This window comes from Phytohalomonas tamaricis (assembly GCF_003012345.1).
Lineage (GTDB): Bacteria > Pseudomonadota > Gammaproteobacteria > Pseudomonadales > Halomonadaceae > Phytohalomonas > Phytohalomonas tamaricis.
This window is the reverse complement of sequence record NZ_PVRV01000023.1, coordinates 464589-480980: the sequence shown is the minus strand read 5'-3', so window position 1 is coordinate 480980 and position 16392 is coordinate 464589. Positions and strand designations below refer to the sequence as shown.

Below are 16392 nucleotides of genomic sequence, written 5' to 3'. Positions count from 1 at the left end.
ATGGCGGCATTGATGGTTTAAGCCCTCAGTGTTTGTTGCGTTCTCGACGGGTGAATATCAAGCCTACAACTGCCATTAGGCAGGCTAGCAACAGCGTCGGTAGGCTACCGGTGCGGGTAAACGGGGTTTCGCCTGCCATGGCACGTACTTCACCATTAAGGACAGCTTTTTCGAAGCGCGACGCGTGAGCGATGATCTCGCCGCGAGGAGAAACGATCGCCGTCATGCCGTTATTGGTGGCGCGCAGCAGATAGCGGTTATTCTCAAGCGCCCGCAGACGGGCCATTTGCATATGCTGTAGTGGGCCGATCGAATGGCCAAACCAGGTATCGTTAGAGACGGTCAACAGCACGTTGGCGTCTTTGGCACGCTGGCGAACCAGGTCGGGATAGACAATTTCATAACAGATCGCGACGCCCAGGCGAAGCCCATGAGCGAGAAGGGGCGGTTGATCACCATTGCCAGTGCCGAAACTCGACATGGGCAGATCAAAAAAGCCGATGATGCCGCGCAGCGTACTTTCAAGCGGCAGATATTCACCGAACGGCACCAGATGCTCCTTTTTATACTCTCCTTGGCTGGCCCCTACCGAAATGACGCTATTGTAGTAATGACCGGTATCGTCACGTTGCACGATGCCGGTCAGAAGCGCTGTGTTGGACGACAATGTCGACTGCATACGCTCAAGAAAAGGGCGTGCCTGATCCTCGAACATCGGCAAGGCGGTTTCTGGCCATATGACCAGTTCGGCATCGTTGGACTGCTCACGCGTGAGGCCAGCATAAGTATTGGCGGCGGTGCGCTGGCCCTCGGCGGTCCACTTGATTAACTGGGCTAGGTTGCCTTGGACCAGTGAGACCGACACGGGGGTATCAGACGGCGTTGCCCACAGCTTGGGCAGCAGCAGGGGCACGAGCCACAGCGCCAGCAGCGGTGCTACCAACAGCCACTGGCGCTTGGCGACAATATGCCAGAGCAGCGCGCCGGAGAGGGCGACGACCAGGCTCAGTAAATAAACGCCGCCCAGCGGGGCCAACGAAGCGATAGGTGAGTCGACATGAGCACTGCCAAGATAGAGCCACGGAAAGCCGGTCAAGGCCCAGCTGCGGAAGGCTTCGCCCAGCGTCCAGACCCCGGCGAAGGCAATGATATCCAGCCGTGACGGTGCAACCAGGCGATAGATTGCCATAGCTATGGCATAAAACAGCGCCAGGCCCAGTGCCATCAGCACGGTGAGTAGCCCTGCCAGCACAGCACCTGTGTTGCCAAAATCGTGGATCGAGACGTAGACCCATGAAGTACCGGTCGCAAACAGGCCGACGCCGAACCACCAGCCACGAAAAGCGCCGGTACGTACTGAGGTATGGGCCAGGGAGCCATAGAGTAGAGCGATGGACAGTGGTCCCAGCCACCATTGATCGAAAGGGGCGAACGTGAGCGTTGTCAACGCGCCGGCAACAAGCGCAATCATGTGGCCGACCCAGGGCCGTTCTAGCAATGACGTCATGGCTTTTCCTAGCAAAACGTGTCGAGCAAGTGTCTTGGCATAATCACGTCGTGCACTTTGCTGTGTCGTTATCTCTCGGCAGTCGAGCAATGTGCTGTGTTAGTGCATGGCAAATAGCAAAGAGGCCTTAGGCCTAACATATAAAAAAACCGAACCCGTCAGGTTCGGTTAGCACTTATACCAGATCAATCAGTGGGACAGCAGTCTGGAGATGTACGGCAACGTCAATCGTGTGCCTGCTCGCTATCTTCATTTGACGGCTCCGACGTGATCGGTGCGGCTTGCAGCCAACGAATACGGCGATTATCTGCATTGAGTACCGTGAAGCGCCAGCCTTCAAGTTCGGTCGCTTCGTGACGGCGTGGCAGATGCCCGAAACGCTGCATGACCAGGCCACCGACCGTATCGAATTCTTCATCGGAAAAGTCGGTCTCGAAGCGCTCGTTGAAATCATCAATCGGCGTCAGTGCCTTGACGGCCCATGTACCATCGCCCAGATCGCGAATATCGTCTTCCTCGTCGATGTCATGTTCATCTTCGATATCGCCAACGATCTGCTCAAGGATGTCTTCGATAGTGACAAGTCCTGCCGTACCGCCATACTCGTCGACCACGACCGCCATATGATTGCGCGTGTCGCGGAACTCCTTGAGCAGGCTATTGAGACGCTTGGACTCGGGAATGAACATGGCGGGACGCAGCACGTCGCGTAGCTGAAAACGCTCACGTTCGGCGTCGCTCTGCATGATCAGTGGCAATAGATCCTTGACCAGCAATATGCCAAGAATCTCATCGAGGCTGTCATCGATAACCGGATAGCGAGAATGCGCGCTATCCATGATGATGGGCAGGAAATCTTCCGGACGCTGATCGGCCCGAATCGCGACCACCTGCGAGCGCGGGATCATCACTTCGCGCGCCTGCTGGTCACTGATATCGAAGGCACCCTCGATAATTGTCAAACCGTCCTGATCGAGGTTCAGGCGTGCGCCAGCCTCTCTGAGAAAGGTCTTCAATTCATCGCGATTACTGGGCTCATCGTTGTCGCCGGAAAAAGCGCCGAGCAGCTTGTCGAGCCAGGACTTGCCGCCCTGGCTCCCCGATCGGTCGTCGCTCATGCGTGTGGTCTCTCGTCCTCGATAGAACTGTCAATGTAAGGGTCGGCTATGCCTAGAGTAGCCAGCAGGTCGCGTTCCATCTGCTCCATGCGTTCGGCTTCATCCTCTTCAATGTGGTCATAGCCCAGTAAATGCAAGGTACCATGGACCACCATATGGGCGAAGTGGTCGATCAGCGCTTTTTGCTGATCTTCTGACTCACGTTCGACCACATGAGGACTGATCACTAAGTCACCCAGCAGGGGAATAGGCACTTCCGGCGGCGCTTCGAAGGGAAAGGACAGCACATTGGTCGACGAGTCCTTGCCACGGTAATCGCGGTTGAGCTCACGACTTTCTGTCTCATCGACAAAACGCACCGTGATCTCATTGCGCGCTTCTTCAGGATGCGCATCGAGCACACAGCCTATCCAGCGTGCAAGACTCGCCTCGTCGGGCAGGGCGGCGAAGTCGACGGCCACCTGGCAGTCGACAACGGGGGCGCTCATCGCTGATTGTCCTCCTGGGACTCGAAGGCATCGTAGGCTTCGATGATGCGTTGCACCAGCGGGTGACGCACCACATCCTTGGCGACAAAGTGGGTCATGCTGATGCCAGCAACACCTTTGAGGACATTAATGACATGCGTCAGTCCCGAGCTTGAGCCGCGTGGCAAATCGACCTGGGTAATGTCACCCGTGATCACGGCGGTCGAGCCGAAGCCGATACGCGTCAGGAACATTTTCATCTGTTCGCGCGTGGTGTTCTGACTTTCATCCAGGATGATAAAGGCGTTGTTCAGGGTACGGCCGCGCATGTAGGCCAGAGGCGCGATTTCGATCACCTGCCGCTCGATCAGCTTGCCGACCTGCTCAAAGCCGAGCATCTCGTAGAGTGCGTCATAGAGCGGACGCAGGTAGGGGTCGATCTTCTGCGCCAGATCGCCGGGGAGAAAGCCCAGCTTTTCACCGGCCTCAACGGCAGGACGTACCAGCAGAATGCGGCGCACTTCCTGCTGATTGAGCGCTTCCACCGCGGCGGCAACGGCAAGATAGGTCTTGCCGGTACCGGCAGGGCCAATGCCAAAGTTGATGTCGTGGTTGCGAATTGACTCGACATAACCCTGCTGATTATGGCCGCGTGGCTTGATCATGACCCGCGGCGTACGAAGGATGACGCCTTCAGAAGGAACGCCGTTCTCTTCTTCCTCTTCTGCAATAGCCTCGAGACTCGACTCCTGCAGGTAGAGATGAATGGTGTCAGGCGTCAGTTCGCTGGCCTCTGCTTCACGATAGAGATATTCAAGGATATTCGCGGCGGCCTTGACCTGGGCACTGGGGCCTGCAAGTTGAAAGGCATTGCCCCGATTGCGAATCGTGACGTTGAGGCGTTCTTCGATAAGCTTCAGATGTTCGTCTTGCTGTCCACAGAGTGTGGCTAACCGCATGGGGTCGTTGGGTTCGAGGGAAAGCTGGAGTATGCGCTGCGCGTTACCGGGATTTTGGCTCAAAATCGTTCAGTCCGTGCGTATTGAAAAGTGAAATGAAAGGGCATGTCATCAGCTTACTGCCCCGGCTATCACCGGGGCAATGTGCAATACACGCAAAAGCGTCCTTGCTGATGGTACGTGGGCTTCAGTATAGCTGGGCAGAGGCCAGCTCGCCGCGTAGAGAGTTGGCATAGGCTTCGACGATTTCAACATCGACGAAATATCCAATTAAATCAATCGGGTTGGGAGCGCGGAAATTGACTACACGGTTGTTCTCGGTGCGCCCCGACAGCTCGCCAGGATCCTTGGGCGAAAAGCCGGTTACCAGAATGCGCTCAACGTTGCCTACCATGCGACGTGAAATCTGCGTGGCCTGCTCAATGATGCGCGTTTGTAAAATCGCCAGACGCTGCTTTTTCACCTCTTCCGGGGTGTCATCCTCAAGCGATGATGCCGGCGTCCCAGGGCGCTTCGAATAGACGAAACTGAAAGAATGATCAAAGCCGATGCGCTGGATCAGGTCCATGGTATCAGCGAAGTCTTCTTCGGTTTCACCGGGAAAACCGATGATGAAGTCCGATGAGAAGCTGATATCGGGACGAATCGCGCGGATGCGCTCCATCTTGGCGATATATTCCTCGCGATTGTGACCTCGCTTCATTGCGGCCAAGATACGATCCGAGCCGGACTGCACCGGTAAGTGCAGGTGGCTGACCAACTCAGGGATTTCAGCGTATGCGTCGATCAGGCTGTCGGTAAACTCAACCGGATGCGAAGTAGTGAAGCGGATCCGATCGATCCCATCCACAGCAGCCACACAGGCAATCAGCTCAGCGAGGTCAATCTCCTCACCAAGTAGATTCAAGCCGCGATAGGCATTGACGTTTTGACCGAGAAGGTTGATTTCCCGCACGCCCTGTTCGGCAAGATGAATGACTTCATCCATTACCGATTCGAACGGACGTGATATTTCCTCACCGCGCGTATAGGGAACGACGCAGAAGCTGCAGTATTTTGAACAGCCTTCCATGACCGAGACAAAGGCGGTAGCACCTTCGGATCTTGGCGCTGGCAGGCGGTCGAATTTCTCAATCTCGGGAAAGGTCACATCGACCACCGAGATCTGGTTTGCCGCGCGACTGTTGAGCATGTCCGGCACGCGGTGCAATGTCTGCGGACCGAATACCATGTCAACATGTGGCGCGCGCTTACGGATATTCTCGCCTTCCTGGCTTGCTACGCAGCCGCCCACGCCAATGACCAGGTCAGGGTTGGCCGCCTTGAGCTTCTTCCAGCGTCCCAGCTGGTGAAAGACCTTTTCCTGCGCCTTCTCGCGAATCGAGCAGGTGTTGAGCAAGATGACATCTGCTTCATGCTCGTTGTGAGTCAGTTCCAGCTGATGAGACTCGCCGAGAAGATCCGCCATGCGAGCGGAGTCGTACTCGTTCATCTGGCAGCCGTGGGTCTTGATGAAGAGTTTCTTCGCCATGTGCTTGTGCCAATGTGATGGGCTGTCACGCTGCATTCAGCGTGACATGAATCAGAACAGGGTTAATGTATATCGAATAACCGTGAGGACCGCTGCCGCTAGCTCGCCACTGCGATAAAATAAAAAATGCGGCGATCCGATCTAGCCGGATGCGGGAATCGGGTCACGCATTATACGTTTTTCCTGGCGTATCGGCCAGCATCGTGCGTTCGTTGAAGGCAGCGCAAATACGGTGTGGTAGACTCGCCCCTTTTATTTTGCAATATGCCTTCCTGAAATGTCCGGAGGGTAACGATGAGGTGCATCGCAGCAATGGCGGCAAAGCCGATTTACAAAGTGGTCTTTCAGCAGCAGGGTGAGGTCTGGGAGCTTTACGCGCGCGAAATCTATCAAAGCGATCTATGGGGTTTTCTTGAGGTCGAAGGTTTTGTTTTCGGTGACACGTCAAAGGTCGTGGTTGACCCGAGCGCTGAAAAGCTGCGTCATGCCTTTGATGGCGTACAGCGCAGCTATCTGCCGCTGAATGCCATTGTCCGTATTGACGAGGTCGAGCGTGAAGGGGTGGCCAAGGCCGTCAAGGCTGAAGGCAAGATTGCCCCCTTTCCCATGCCGATGAGCGGGCCGCCACGCGACGACTTGTAGTGCTGATCAATTTTTGAACAATTTGTGCGGGTGTCAGTAATAGCGGCGGCCCGAAAAGTTATCGATGCATGTTTTCCCAAGGGTTATCCACAGAAAGTGTGGATGGCTGGATCAAACGGCAAAACGCCAGCAGACGGTTTTCACAGGTGGGCAGGATGCCCGCCTGAGCAGTCTCATCGCCGTGTGTGAGCTATTTTTCCGTAAGTTAACAACTGCAAAGAAACGAATTTTTTATGACCAAAATCAAGCATTTATTTATCGGTGTCATGATGGGGGCGGCGGCCAGCGTGGCCCATGCCGATCAAACACGTTGGGTAAGTGACGATCTCCATACCTATGTGCGAAGCGGTCCGACAGACGGTTATCGGATCGTGGGCACTGTCGATGCCGGCGAGAAAGTTACCTTGCTTGAAACACAAGGCGACTATAGCCGGATTCGCAGCGGTAGTGGTGATACCGTGTGGATAAGATCGGACGAACTGCAGAATCAGCGCAGCCGTAGTGAGAGAATGCCGGAGCTGCAACAGAAGGTCAGCGAACTCACGACTCGGCTGAATAACATTGATAGTGAATGGGAAAGCAAGGTTTCCGGCATGACGGAAACGCTTGATGTGAGGCAAAGCCGCATTGCCGAGTTAGAAGCGCGGACCCAGAAACTCGACCAGCAATTGGCCCAGGCGCAATCGCAGGCGCGTGAGTACCAGGCGCGGCTCGATACTGAGCGAGATGACCTGCTGATGCGCTATTTCATGTATGGCGGCGGCGTGGCGGGCGCAGGCTTGCTGCTTGGCTTGATCGTGCCGCATTTACCGCGTCGCCGTAAGCGGCGTGATCGCTGGTTCTAAACGGGTACGGCTATGAATCATCAGGAGTGGCTGTCCCGCTGGCAGGAAGGGCGCATCGGTTTTCACAAGCAGGAGCCGCATGAGGCGCTTGAAGCCCATTGGCGAGCACTATCGGTTCCTGCCAATGGGCGAGTGCTGGTGCCGTTGTGTGGAAAAAGCCTGGACATGCGCTGGCTGGCGGAGCGTGGCCATGAGGTGTTGGGTATCGAACTGGTACGAGAAGCGGCTGAGCAGTTTGTAGCGGAGGGGCGAGGCGAAGTTACCCGTTTTCGTCAGGATGATTTTGTCTGTTATCGCCAGGGCAATATCGAACTGTGGCAAGGTGACTTTTTTCACTTTTCTGCCGATGAGACGTTCTCCTTTTCTGCCTTTTACGATCGAGCGGCACTGATCGCGCTACCTGCCGCCACTCGGCAGCGCTATGCGTTTCATCTTGCGCAAATGATGGCGCCAGGTACCTCTGGGCTGTTAGTCAGCCTGACCCACGGGCGTGGTGCCGATGTTGGCCCGCCTTTCTCGGTTGATGATGCGGAAATAGAGCGCCTGTTCGGGCCCAATTTCACGCTCGCAAGGCTTGGCACCCAGCATGTGGATGATGGCATCTGCGAAACTGTCTGGACGATGGTGCGCAAGGGGCCGGAAGATGACGAGGCACTTGCCGTACGTTGACGCTCCGGCTGGCGCACTCCATTGACAGAGACCGTAACGTGACAGGCCAACCCGATGCGGTTGGCCTGTACTGCGTTGATCAGATGGCGTAATCGAGATCGAAGCGATGCTGGCGGGTAGGGTGTGCGTAAAGCCGAGTGCCACGTGTTGGCGTCAGCTGTTCATAGTCATGATGCGTCATCGTCGCCTGCCAGGGGTCGCTCATCCAGTTGGCTTCGAGCTCGACGCGCACTTCTGCACCTACCGGGGAAATGGCGCTGACCTTTACCGGCAGATGGGCATGCTCGTCGAAGCTTTCCGCCAATCGCACCTCATGGGGGCGCAGCAGCACTTCGGCGCGCGACCCCGTTGCGCCAGGCAGCGTCAAGCGTGCCTCCCCGTTGGTTAGCACTCCGTTGACGATTTCGCCTTCGAGGCGGTTGGTCTCGCCCAGGAATTCGAATACGAAACGATTGGCCGGATGGCGATAGAGTTGGTGGGGCGTGTCGATCTGTTCGATACGTCCCTCACTCATCACGACTACGCGGTCGGAAAGCTCCAGTGCCTCTTCCTGATCGTGAGTGACGAAAACGCTGGTGAAGCCGAATTCGTCGTGCAGGTGGCGCAGCCAGCGCCGCAGCTCGATACGCACCTTGGCGTCGAGTGCACCGAACGGCTCGTCGAGCAGCAATACGTCAGGCTCGACGGCAAGTGCGCGTGCTAGAGCGACGCGCTGCTGCTGACCCCCGGACAGCTGGGCCGGATAACGCTCAGCCAATGCTTCAAGTCTTACCTTTTGCAGCAGGCCTAAAACCCGCTCGCGGATATCGCGGTGAGAGGGGCGTTCGCTTCGTGGGCGTGCCTTGAGTCCAAAGGCGACATTTTCCGCGACGGTCATATGCTTGAACAGGGCGTAGTTCTGAAAGACAAAACCGACTCGGCGCTTGCGAACGTGGACGTGGGTAACATCACGCTCACCGAAATGGATGGTGCCGCTGTTGGGTGATTCCAGTCCGGCCATGATACGCAGCAAGGTGGTCTTGCCTGAGCCCGACGGGCCGAGCAGGCCAATCAACTCGCCCTGCTTGATGTCAAGCGACAGGGGATGCAGCGCTGTGGTGGCGCCGAAACGCCGTGAGATATTGTTAAGACGGATGCTCATCGCGATATGCAATCCTGAATTAATGGCTGCGGCGGGCAGTGTGCCACTCAAGCCAGGCTTTTATAACCAGCGTGACAATCGCCAGTCCGGCCAATAGCGAGGCACTGGTGAAGGCGCCTACCGTGTTGTAGTCCTGATACAGCTGCTCGACATGCAGCGGCAGCGTATTGGTTTCGCCGCGAATCGAGCCGGAGACCACCGATACACCGCCGAACTCCCCAACTGCCCGTGCATTGGTCAGAATTACTCCATAGAGCAACGCCCAGCGAATGTTGGGCAATGTGACGCGACGAAACAGCGTCCAGCCGCGCGCGCCAAGCGTCACCGCGGCTTCCTCCTCGGCGCTGCCCTGAGCCTGCATCAGCGGAATCAACTCACGCGCCACGAACGGGCAGGTAACGAACACCGTGACCAATACCATGCCGGGCCAGGCGAACATCAACTGCAGATCATAATTTGCAAGCCAACTGCCCAGCCAGCCGCCACGGCCATAGAGCAGCAGGTACAAAAGACCAGCCACTACTGGCGAGACAGCGAATGGAATATCGATCAGGGTCTGCAAAATGCGCCGGCCGGGGAAGGAGAAGCGGGTAACCAGCCAGGCGAGAAACACGCCGAATGCCAGATTGACGGGCACAGTGATAACCGTGACCAGCAGCGTCAGCGTGATCGCGGACCATGTGTATTCGTCGCTCAGATTGACCCAGATTTCTCCCAGGCCGCTGGCGAAGGCCTGATAGAAGATACTGACCAGCGGCACGACCAGAAACAGCGCTGTCAGCACCAGTGCCAGCGCGATCAGCAGTGCGCGAACGGGCGGGGAGTCACCGATGCGTCGCATTAGCCGCGTCCTCCGTGCAGGCGTTTGTAAAACCGCGCCTGCCATATATTGATGGCCAATAAAAGAAACAGTGAGACTGCCAGCACGACCGAGGCGATCGCTGCGGCGCCGGCATAGTCATATTCCTCAAGGCGTACGGCGATCATCAGTGAGGTGATTTCGGTCTTGTAGGGCATGTTGCCGGCGATGAAGATCACCGCGCCGTACTCGCCCAGCGAGCGAGCAAAGGCGAGCCCAGTGCCGGTTACCAGCGCCGGCCAGATATGCGGCATGATCACGCGGCGAAAGGCGTAGCCGTTCGAGGCGCCCAAGGTCAACGCTGCTTCGTCGATCTGCCCAGGTAAATCTTCCAGCACCGGCTGAACCGTGCGTACCACGAAGGGAATGCTGGTAAAAGCCATAGCCAGTACGATACCGACCCAGGTATAGGCTACCTCGATGCCATAAGGGGCAAGCAGTTCACCAATGGCACCGTTCTGGCTATACAGCGTAGCCAGCGTGATGCCGGCTACGGCCGTAGGCAGGGCGAAGGGTAGATCCATCAGTGCATCGAGAATGCGCTTGCCGGGAAATTCATAGCGAACCAGCACCCAGGCGAGCAGCAGACCGAACACGGCATTGGCCAGTGATGCTGCCAGTGCCGTGCCGACCGTTACCTTGTAGCTGGCGATATGGCGCGGGTCGGTGATGATGTTCCAGTACTGTTCCCAGCTGAGCGTGGAAAGCTGGCCAACAAGGCTGCTCATTGGCAACAGCAGAATAAGCGATACATAGAGCAGAGTAATGCCGAGCGACAGTGAAAAGCCCGGCAGTACCCGTTTACGTGATAACGCAATCATCAGCGGCGCAGCAGCTGATCGAGTTCACCACCGCTTGAGAAGTGGGTGGCCATGGCGTCTTGCCAACTGCCGAACACATCCTCGACACGCAGCAGCTTGGTCTCGGGGAAGCGGTCGGCGAATTCGGCGGCGATCTTGTCGTTGTTAACGCGATAGTAGAAGTTGGCCAGGGTGCGCTGAGCCTCGTCGCTATAGAGATAGTTAAGATAGCCCTTGGCGAGATCTTCGGTGCCATTGCGCTTGACGTACTCGTCGATCCAGGTGACCGGGAATTCGGCGAGAATATCGGTCTTGGGCACGACGACTTCATAATCGTCCTTACCGTACTGGTTGCGAATATTGTTAACTTCGGACTCAAAAGTGATCAGTACGTCGCCAATACCGCGCTCGACAAAAGTGGTGGTCGCACCGCGGCCGCCGGTATCGAACACCGCCACGTTGCCGAGCATGCGCTTCATGTAGTCGCGGATTTTGGTCTCGTCGCCATTGTCGAAATCATTGGCAGCAGCCCAGGCGGCGAGATAAGTGTAACGCGCATTGCCCGAGGTCTTGGGGTTGGGGAAGACGAGCTTAACGTCCTGTTTAGCGAGATCCTGCCACGACTCGATGTGCTTGGGATTACCCTTGCGCACCAGGAATGCCATGGTCGAATAGTAGGGCGAGCTGTGGTTAGGCAGACGCTGCTGCCAGTCGGCCGGAATCAGGTGGGCTTTTTCGGCCAGGACATCGACATCGGTCACCTGGTTAAAGGTGACAACATCAGCGCGCAGCCCCTGCATGATGGCCCGCGCCTGCTTGGATGAGCCGGCATGGGACTGCTTGATCTCGACATCTTCGCCGGTCTTGTCCTTCCAGTAGGTAACGAACTGCGGATTGATCTCGGCGAACAGTTCACGCGCGATATCGTAGGAGGTGTTGAGCAGTTCACGGTCCGCTGCCTGCGCCAGTGGCGCTGACAGGGTTAGACCGAGGGTGGCGACGAGCGCACCGCCGCGCAAGACATTAAGCCAATGGGGAGTGAAGCGAGCCATGAAAGTCCCTGCGTATGTGATAGGTCAATGGCGTTTAGGCTAAGCAAAGCTTACAGGAATTACAATAATGCCTATTATGCTATTTGGTTATTTGTAAGTTATCGTTTCTCGATGTCTCTAGCTGCTTTCAATGCAGGCCATGCCGTTCGGGCATGACGCAGCGCATAACGGCATTAGCCGTATGTTAAGCGTTAAGACTAAAGTGGAATCATTCGGCGGGAAAGTTCCCGTCCATCTTGGCTCCGTTACTGTAAGCTGACCGAACATGTCCTCGACTACCGCTGCCTCCGCTGTTTCTCCCTATGCTTCATCTTCTGATGGTTTCCGCTTCGAGAAGGATCTGCTCGGAACGCTCGAAGTACCGGCTGATGCCTATTACGGCATCCAGACGCTGCGCGCCGTCAACAACTTCCGTCTCTCTGGCGTGCCGCTTTCGCACTATCCAAAATTTGTTACTGCGTTGGCGATGGTCAAACAGGCGACGGCCGATGCCAACCACCAGCTGGGTTATCTAAGTACCGATAAGTATCAGGCCATCAGCCAGGCTTGTTCTCGTGTCATTCGTGGTGAGTTTCATGACGCATTTGTCGTCGATATGATCCAGGGCGGGGCGGGCACGTCAACCAACATGAACGCCAATGAGGTCATCGCTAACGTGGCGCTTGAGGCGATGGGGCATGCCAAGGGTGACTATCATCACCTCCATCCCAATAACGACGTCAACATGGCGCAGTCGACCAATGATGCCTACCCGACTGCGATTCGCCTTGGCCTGCTGCTGGGTCACGATATGCTGCTGGCAAGCCTCGATAGCCTGTGTCAGACACTGGGCAAAAAGGGCGAAGAATTTACTGACGTGCTCAAGATGGGGCGTACTCAGTTGCAGGATGCGGTACCGATGACGCTGGGGCAGGAGTTCCATGCGTTTTCGACAACTTTGAATGAAGACCTCGACAAACTGCGCCGCTTTGTTCCGGAATTGCTGTGCGAGGTGAATCTGGGGGGCACTGCCATTGGAACAGGCATTAACGCCGACCCCGGCTATCAGCAGCTTGCAGTCGAGCGACTCGCGGCGATCAGCGGTCAGCCGCTCAAGCCGGCGCTTGACCTGATTGAGGCGACTTCGGATATGGGCGCCTTTGTGCTGTTTTCAGGGCTGCTCAAACGCCTCGCGGTTAAGCTTTCCAAGATCTGCAACGATCTGCGCCTGCTCTCCAGTGGCCCGCGTACAGGCATCAATGAAATCAACCTGCCACCGCGTCAACCGGGTAGCTCGATCATGCCGGGCAAGGTCAATCCGGTCATTCCCGAGGCGGTCAATCAGGTTGCCTTCGAGGTGATCGGTAATGATCTGGCGTTGACGCTGGCTGCCGAAGGCGGGCAACTGCAGCTCAACGTGATGGAGCCGCTGATCGCCTACAAGATATTCGATTCTATCCGTCTGTTGCAGCGCGCCATGGACATGCTGCGCGAACACTGCATCAGTGGCATCACCGCTAATGTCGATCACTGCCGGGCGCTGGTCGAAAACTCGATAGGCCTGGTCACCGCGCTCAATCCTTACATTGGCTATGAAAATGCCACGCGTATCGCCCGTGAAGCCTTGATCAGTGGACGCGGCGTGCTTGAGCTGGTGCGTGAGGAGCAGCTGCTTGATGAGGAGACGCTCGCCGATATTCTGCGTCCGGAAAACATGATTGCGCCGCGGCTGGTGCCATTGAAGTCCCCGCATTGATGCAAATCACGTTGCTGTCAATAGAAAAGCCCGACGCGTAGCGTCGGGCTTTTTAGGTCAAGCAGATAATCTTTACAACCCCATCGCCGCGGACGTAGAGCGGCGTGGGTCGGCGCCGCCATAGAAAGTACCGTTTTCAATCACGATCGACTGGCTGGCGCCCATCGCCTCCTTGGTCACCACCGTGTGGCCCATCGCCTCAAGCAGATTAATGGTGTCGGGGCTGATGCCCTGTTCGATACGGATTTCCTCAGGTGACCATTGATCGTGCACGCGTGGCACGCTGACCGCGGCCTGGATATTCATACGGTGATCGATCACGTTCATGATCACCTGCAGCGTGGTAGTAATGATGCGCGAGCCGCCCGGGCTACCGGTGATCAGGAAGTTCTTGCCGTCGTGCTTGACGATGGTCGGCGACATCGATGACAGCATGCGCTTGCCGGGCTCGATCTTGTTGGCTGCGCCGCCGATCAATCCGTAGGCGTTGGGCACCCCCGGCTTGGCTGAAAAGTCGTCCATCTCGTTATTCATCAGAAAGCCAGCGCCGTCGACGGTGATCCCCGAACCGTAGCTGAAATTGAGGGTATAGGTGTTGGAGACCGCCAATCCCTGGTCGTCAGCGACCGAGAAGTGGGTGGTCTGGTCGGATTCGTAAGGAGCAACCTGGCCCGGCGCGATCTCGCTCGACGGCGTGGCGTGCTGCATGTCGAACTGGGCGCGCAGCGAGTGGGCATAAGCTTTTGAAGTGATCGCTGCAAGCGGCACATTGACAAAGTCGGTGTCGCCCAAGTACTGGGAACGGTCGGCGTAAGCGCGCTTCATCGCCTCGCTCATCAGATGGATGGTGGCCGCTGAATTGAAGCCCAGCGCACCGATATCGTCGCCCTCAAGCATGTTAAGGATCTGAACAATGTGAGCGCCGCCGGAGGAGGGCGGGCTCATCGAATAGACGTCGTAGCCGCGATAGCTGCCGTGTACCGGTTCGCGCAGCGCTGGCTGGTAAGCGTTGAGATCGTTCAGCGTCATGATGCCGCCGTGGCGCTTCATTTCCGCGATCAATAGCTGCGCCGTCTTGCCCTCGTAGAACTCACGCGGGCCTTGTTCAGCGATACGCTTGAGCGTTGCCGCAAGCTCAGGTTGCTTGAATACCTCACCGGGCTGATAAACGCTGCCATCGGACTTGAAGAAGGTCTTGCGCGTCGCCTCCCACTGGGTCAGCCGCTCCCGAGCCTGGCTGATGTTGTCGCTGAACAACTGGGGCACGGCAAAGCCGTTCTCGGCCAGGGTGATCGCTGGCGCCAGCGCCTGAGCGAGACTGAGAGTGCCGTACTTGTCGAGAGCGAGTGCTAGGCCGGCAACAGTACCGGGCACGCCGGAGGCGTTGGCGGTGTAGCGCGAGGCGTCTGCGATCACGTTGCCGTGCTCGTCCTGGAACATCGTCTCACTGGCGCCTTGGGGCGCCTTCTCGCGGTAGTCGATGGCGATGACCTTGCCGCTTTTTTCATCGGAGATCAGCATGAACCCGCCGCCGCCGATATTGCCCGACTGCGGCTGGGTCACGGCAAGCGCAAAACCGGCGGTGACCGCAGCGTCGACGGCGTTTCCGCCCTGGGCCAGCACATCATGGGCAACTTGAGTGGCCAGCGTGTTGCTGGTGGCCACCATGCCATGGGTACCGACGGCGGGATGGAAGCGTTCGCCTTCAATGATCGGTTGCGCTACCGCCAGGGTCACGGTGGACAGCAGCAGCGTAGTGGCGCCAAGCAGGGCGGCAGCAAGACGATGGCGAGGGTGAGCCATGGTGAGGATTCCTTGCAGTTGGGCTTGTTTGTTATCAGGCATATTGGCCACCGTGTGCTGTGGCGACCGCCGCTCTTAGCCTAGCCGACGCCGATGGCCTAGAATAGACGATTGTTTCACTCAAACCTTTACGGCCTGAGGTCCTGTGCATGTCCGATTTCAAGATCGCCCCTTCCATTCTTTCCGCCGATTTTGCTCGCCTCGGACAGGAAGCCGACGATGTCATTGCCAGCGGCGCTGACATGATCCACTTCGACGTGATGGATAATCATTATGTCCCCAACCTGACCATTGGCCCGGCGGTGTGCGAGGCGTTGATCAAGCATGGCGTCAAGGCACCGGTCGATGTGCACCTGATGGTCAAGCCGGTCGATCGCATGATTGGTGCCTTCATTGATGCCGGTGCCAGTTTCATTACCTTCCATCCCGAGGCGTCCGAGCACATCGACCGCTCGCTGCAATTGATCAAGGATGGCGGCTGCAAGGCGGGACTGGTATTCAACCCCGCCACGCCGCTGAGCTACCTCGACTATGTAATCGACAAGCTCGACATGATTCTGATCATGAGTGTCAATCCAGGGTTCGGCGGTCAGTCATTCATTCCAGGCACCCTCGACAAGCTCAGGCAGGCACGCCAGCGCATCGAGGCGAGTGGACGTAACATTCGCCTAGAGGTCGATGGCGGCGTCAAGGCTGATAATATCGCCGAGATCGCTCGCGCTGGGGCCAACACCTTTGTCGCCGGTTCGGCCGTATTCGGCGCACGTGATGACGATGACCCCAACGGTTATGACACCATCATCAATGAGCTCCGTCAGCAGCTCGCTGATGCCTGAGCAAGAAGAGCATCGGCGTGTTGAGCCATGCTGGTCGTTGTACATCATCGAAACTTCGTACGGGCATCTTTATACCGGTATCACCACGGATATCACTCGCCGCTTTGCCGAGCATCAATCAGGTAAACGCGGTGCCCGTGCCTTACGCGGCAAGGGTCCTTTGCAGCTGCGCTTTCACTGCGAAGTTGGGGATAAGTCGCGAGCGCTCAAGCTGGAATATGCGCTCAAGCGTCGGCCTAGGCATGACAAGCAGGCATTGATAGCAGGCGAGTGTTCTCTCGCCATGCTGTTTGAATATGGAGAAGCTGAATCTAATTTAGATTAACTATTTTTTATTTAATTAATGCTGCCCTAAGGTTGGATTAAGCCGTAGTGACCACTACGGCTTTTTTGTGCCGTGTGTGGCCTTCCCAACAGGTGGTGAGGGC

Annotated in this window: 16 protein-coding genes; 6 read left to right on the top strand and 10 right to left on the bottom strand. The window is 56.9% G+C overall.

The window, feature by feature from the left end; translation table 11 throughout:
- Positions 1 to 25: 25 nt before the first annotated feature.
- The 5 genes from lnt to miaB all read right to left on the bottom strand — a co-directional run bounded on the left by lnt (position 26) and on the right by miaB (position 5582).
- Entirely contained in the window at positions 26 to 1507 is a 1482-nt protein-coding gene (gene lnt / locus C3Z11_RS13695) for an apolipoprotein N-acyltransferase (protein WP_106478498.1), read from the bottom strand.
- Positions 1508 to 1731: 224 nt separating this feature from the next.
- A complete protein-coding gene (locus tag C3Z11_RS13690; protein ID WP_106478497.1) occupies positions 1732 to 2625 on the bottom strand; it encodes an HlyC/CorC family transporter in 894 nt (297 codons plus the stop codon).
- Complete coding sequence (ybeY, locus tag C3Z11_RS13685) at positions 2622 to 3113, bottom strand: rRNA maturation RNase YbeY (protein ID WP_106478496.1); 492 nt, start codon at positions 3111 to 3113, stop codon at positions 2622 to 2624. The genes C3Z11_RS13690 and ybeY overlap by 4 nt, the downstream gene beginning before the upstream one ends.
- Entirely contained in the window at positions 3110 to 4114 is a 1005-nt protein-coding gene (locus C3Z11_RS13680) for a PhoH family protein (RefSeq protein WP_262927400.1), read from the bottom strand. The genes ybeY and C3Z11_RS13680 overlap by 4 nt, the downstream gene beginning before the upstream one ends.
- A gap of 124 nt (positions 4115 to 4238) precedes the next feature.
- On the bottom strand, positions 4239 to 5582 hold the full coding sequence (miaB, locus tag C3Z11_RS13675) for a tRNA (N6-isopentenyl adenosine(37)-C2)-methylthiotransferase MiaB (protein ID WP_106478494.1): 1344 nt from the start codon (positions 5580 to 5582) through the stop codon (positions 4239 to 4241).
- Between the two features lie 312 nt (positions 5583 to 5894).
- Here miaB and C3Z11_RS13670 point away from each other — a divergent pair, with 312 nt between their 5' ends.
- The 3 genes from C3Z11_RS13670 (at position 5895) to C3Z11_RS13660 (ending at position 7738) form a co-directional block, all read left to right on the top strand.
- Positions 5895 to 6224, top strand: a complete 330-nt coding sequence (locus tag C3Z11_RS13670) for a DUF1820 family protein (protein WP_106478493.1) — start codon at positions 5895 to 5897, stop codon at positions 6222 to 6224.
- A gap of 233 nt (positions 6225 to 6457) precedes the next feature.
- On the top strand, positions 6458 to 7069 hold the full coding sequence (locus C3Z11_RS13665) for a TIGR04211 family SH3 domain-containing protein (protein WP_106478492.1): 612 nt from the start codon (positions 6458 to 6460) through the stop codon (positions 7067 to 7069).
- A gap of 12 nt (positions 7070 to 7081) precedes the next feature.
- Positions 7082 to 7738 (top strand): thiopurine S-methyltransferase, encoded by a 657-nt coding sequence (locus C3Z11_RS13660; RefSeq protein ID WP_106478491.1) that lies wholly within the window; start codon positions 7082 to 7084, stop codon positions 7736 to 7738.
- A 79-nt stretch (positions 7739 to 7817) separates the two neighbouring features.
- Here the strand turns inward: C3Z11_RS13660 and C3Z11_RS13655 are convergent, their stop codons facing one another.
- Genes C3Z11_RS13655 through cysP form a run of 4 tightly spaced genes read right to left on the bottom strand, consistent with a single transcriptional unit; the run spans position 7818 to position 11590 of the window.
- Positions 7818 to 8879 (bottom strand): sulfate/molybdate ABC transporter ATP-binding protein, encoded by a 1062-nt coding sequence (locus C3Z11_RS13655; RefSeq protein ID WP_106478490.1) that lies wholly within the window; start codon positions 8877 to 8879, stop codon positions 7818 to 7820.
- Positions 8880 to 8898: 19 nt separating this feature from the next.
- A complete protein-coding gene (gene cysW / locus C3Z11_RS13650; protein WP_106478489.1) occupies positions 8899 to 9720 on the bottom strand; it encodes a sulfate ABC transporter permease subunit CysW in 822 nt (273 codons plus the stop codon).
- Positions 9720 to 10559 (bottom strand): sulfate ABC transporter permease subunit CysT, encoded by an 840-nt coding sequence (gene cysT / locus C3Z11_RS13645; RefSeq protein ID WP_106478488.1) that lies wholly within the window; start codon positions 10557 to 10559, stop codon positions 9720 to 9722. The genes cysW and cysT overlap by 1 nt, the downstream gene beginning before the upstream one ends.
- Entirely contained in the window at positions 10559 to 11590 is a 1032-nt protein-coding gene (gene cysP, locus C3Z11_RS13640; protein WP_106478487.1) for a thiosulfate ABC transporter substrate-binding protein CysP, read from the bottom strand. The genes cysT and cysP overlap by 1 nt, the downstream gene beginning before the upstream one ends.
- A gap of 265 nt (positions 11591 to 11855) precedes the next feature.
- On the opposite strand from cysP, the gene C3Z11_RS13635 reads away from it, so the two are divergent.
- On the top strand, positions 11856 to 13325 hold the full coding sequence (locus C3Z11_RS13635) for an aspartate ammonia-lyase (RefSeq protein WP_106478486.1): 1470 nt from the start codon (positions 11856 to 11858) through the stop codon (positions 13323 to 13325).
- 72 nt (positions 13326 to 13397) lie between these two features.
- Here the strand turns inward: C3Z11_RS13635 and ggt are convergent, their stop codons facing one another.
- Positions 13398 to 15128 (bottom strand): gamma-glutamyltransferase, encoded by a 1731-nt coding sequence (gene ggt / locus C3Z11_RS13630; RefSeq protein ID WP_106478485.1) that lies wholly within the window; start codon positions 15126 to 15128, stop codon positions 13398 to 13400.
- A 149-nt stretch (positions 15129 to 15277) separates the two neighbouring features.
- Between ggt and rpe the strand changes: the two genes are divergently transcribed.
- Both rpe and C3Z11_RS13620 read left to right on the top strand, forming a co-directional pair.
- Positions 15278 to 15964, top strand: a complete 687-nt coding sequence (gene rpe / locus C3Z11_RS13625; RefSeq protein WP_106478484.1) for a ribulose-phosphate 3-epimerase — start codon at positions 15278 to 15280, stop codon at positions 15962 to 15964.
- Positions 15957 to 16289: a GIY-YIG nuclease family protein gene (locus tag C3Z11_RS13620; protein ID WP_262927399.1), complete on the top strand. Its 333-nt coding sequence runs from the start codon at positions 15957 to 15959 to the stop codon at positions 16287 to 16289. The genes rpe and C3Z11_RS13620 overlap by 8 nt, the downstream gene beginning before the upstream one ends.
- The last annotated feature ends 103 nt before the right edge of the window (positions 16290 to 16392 follow it).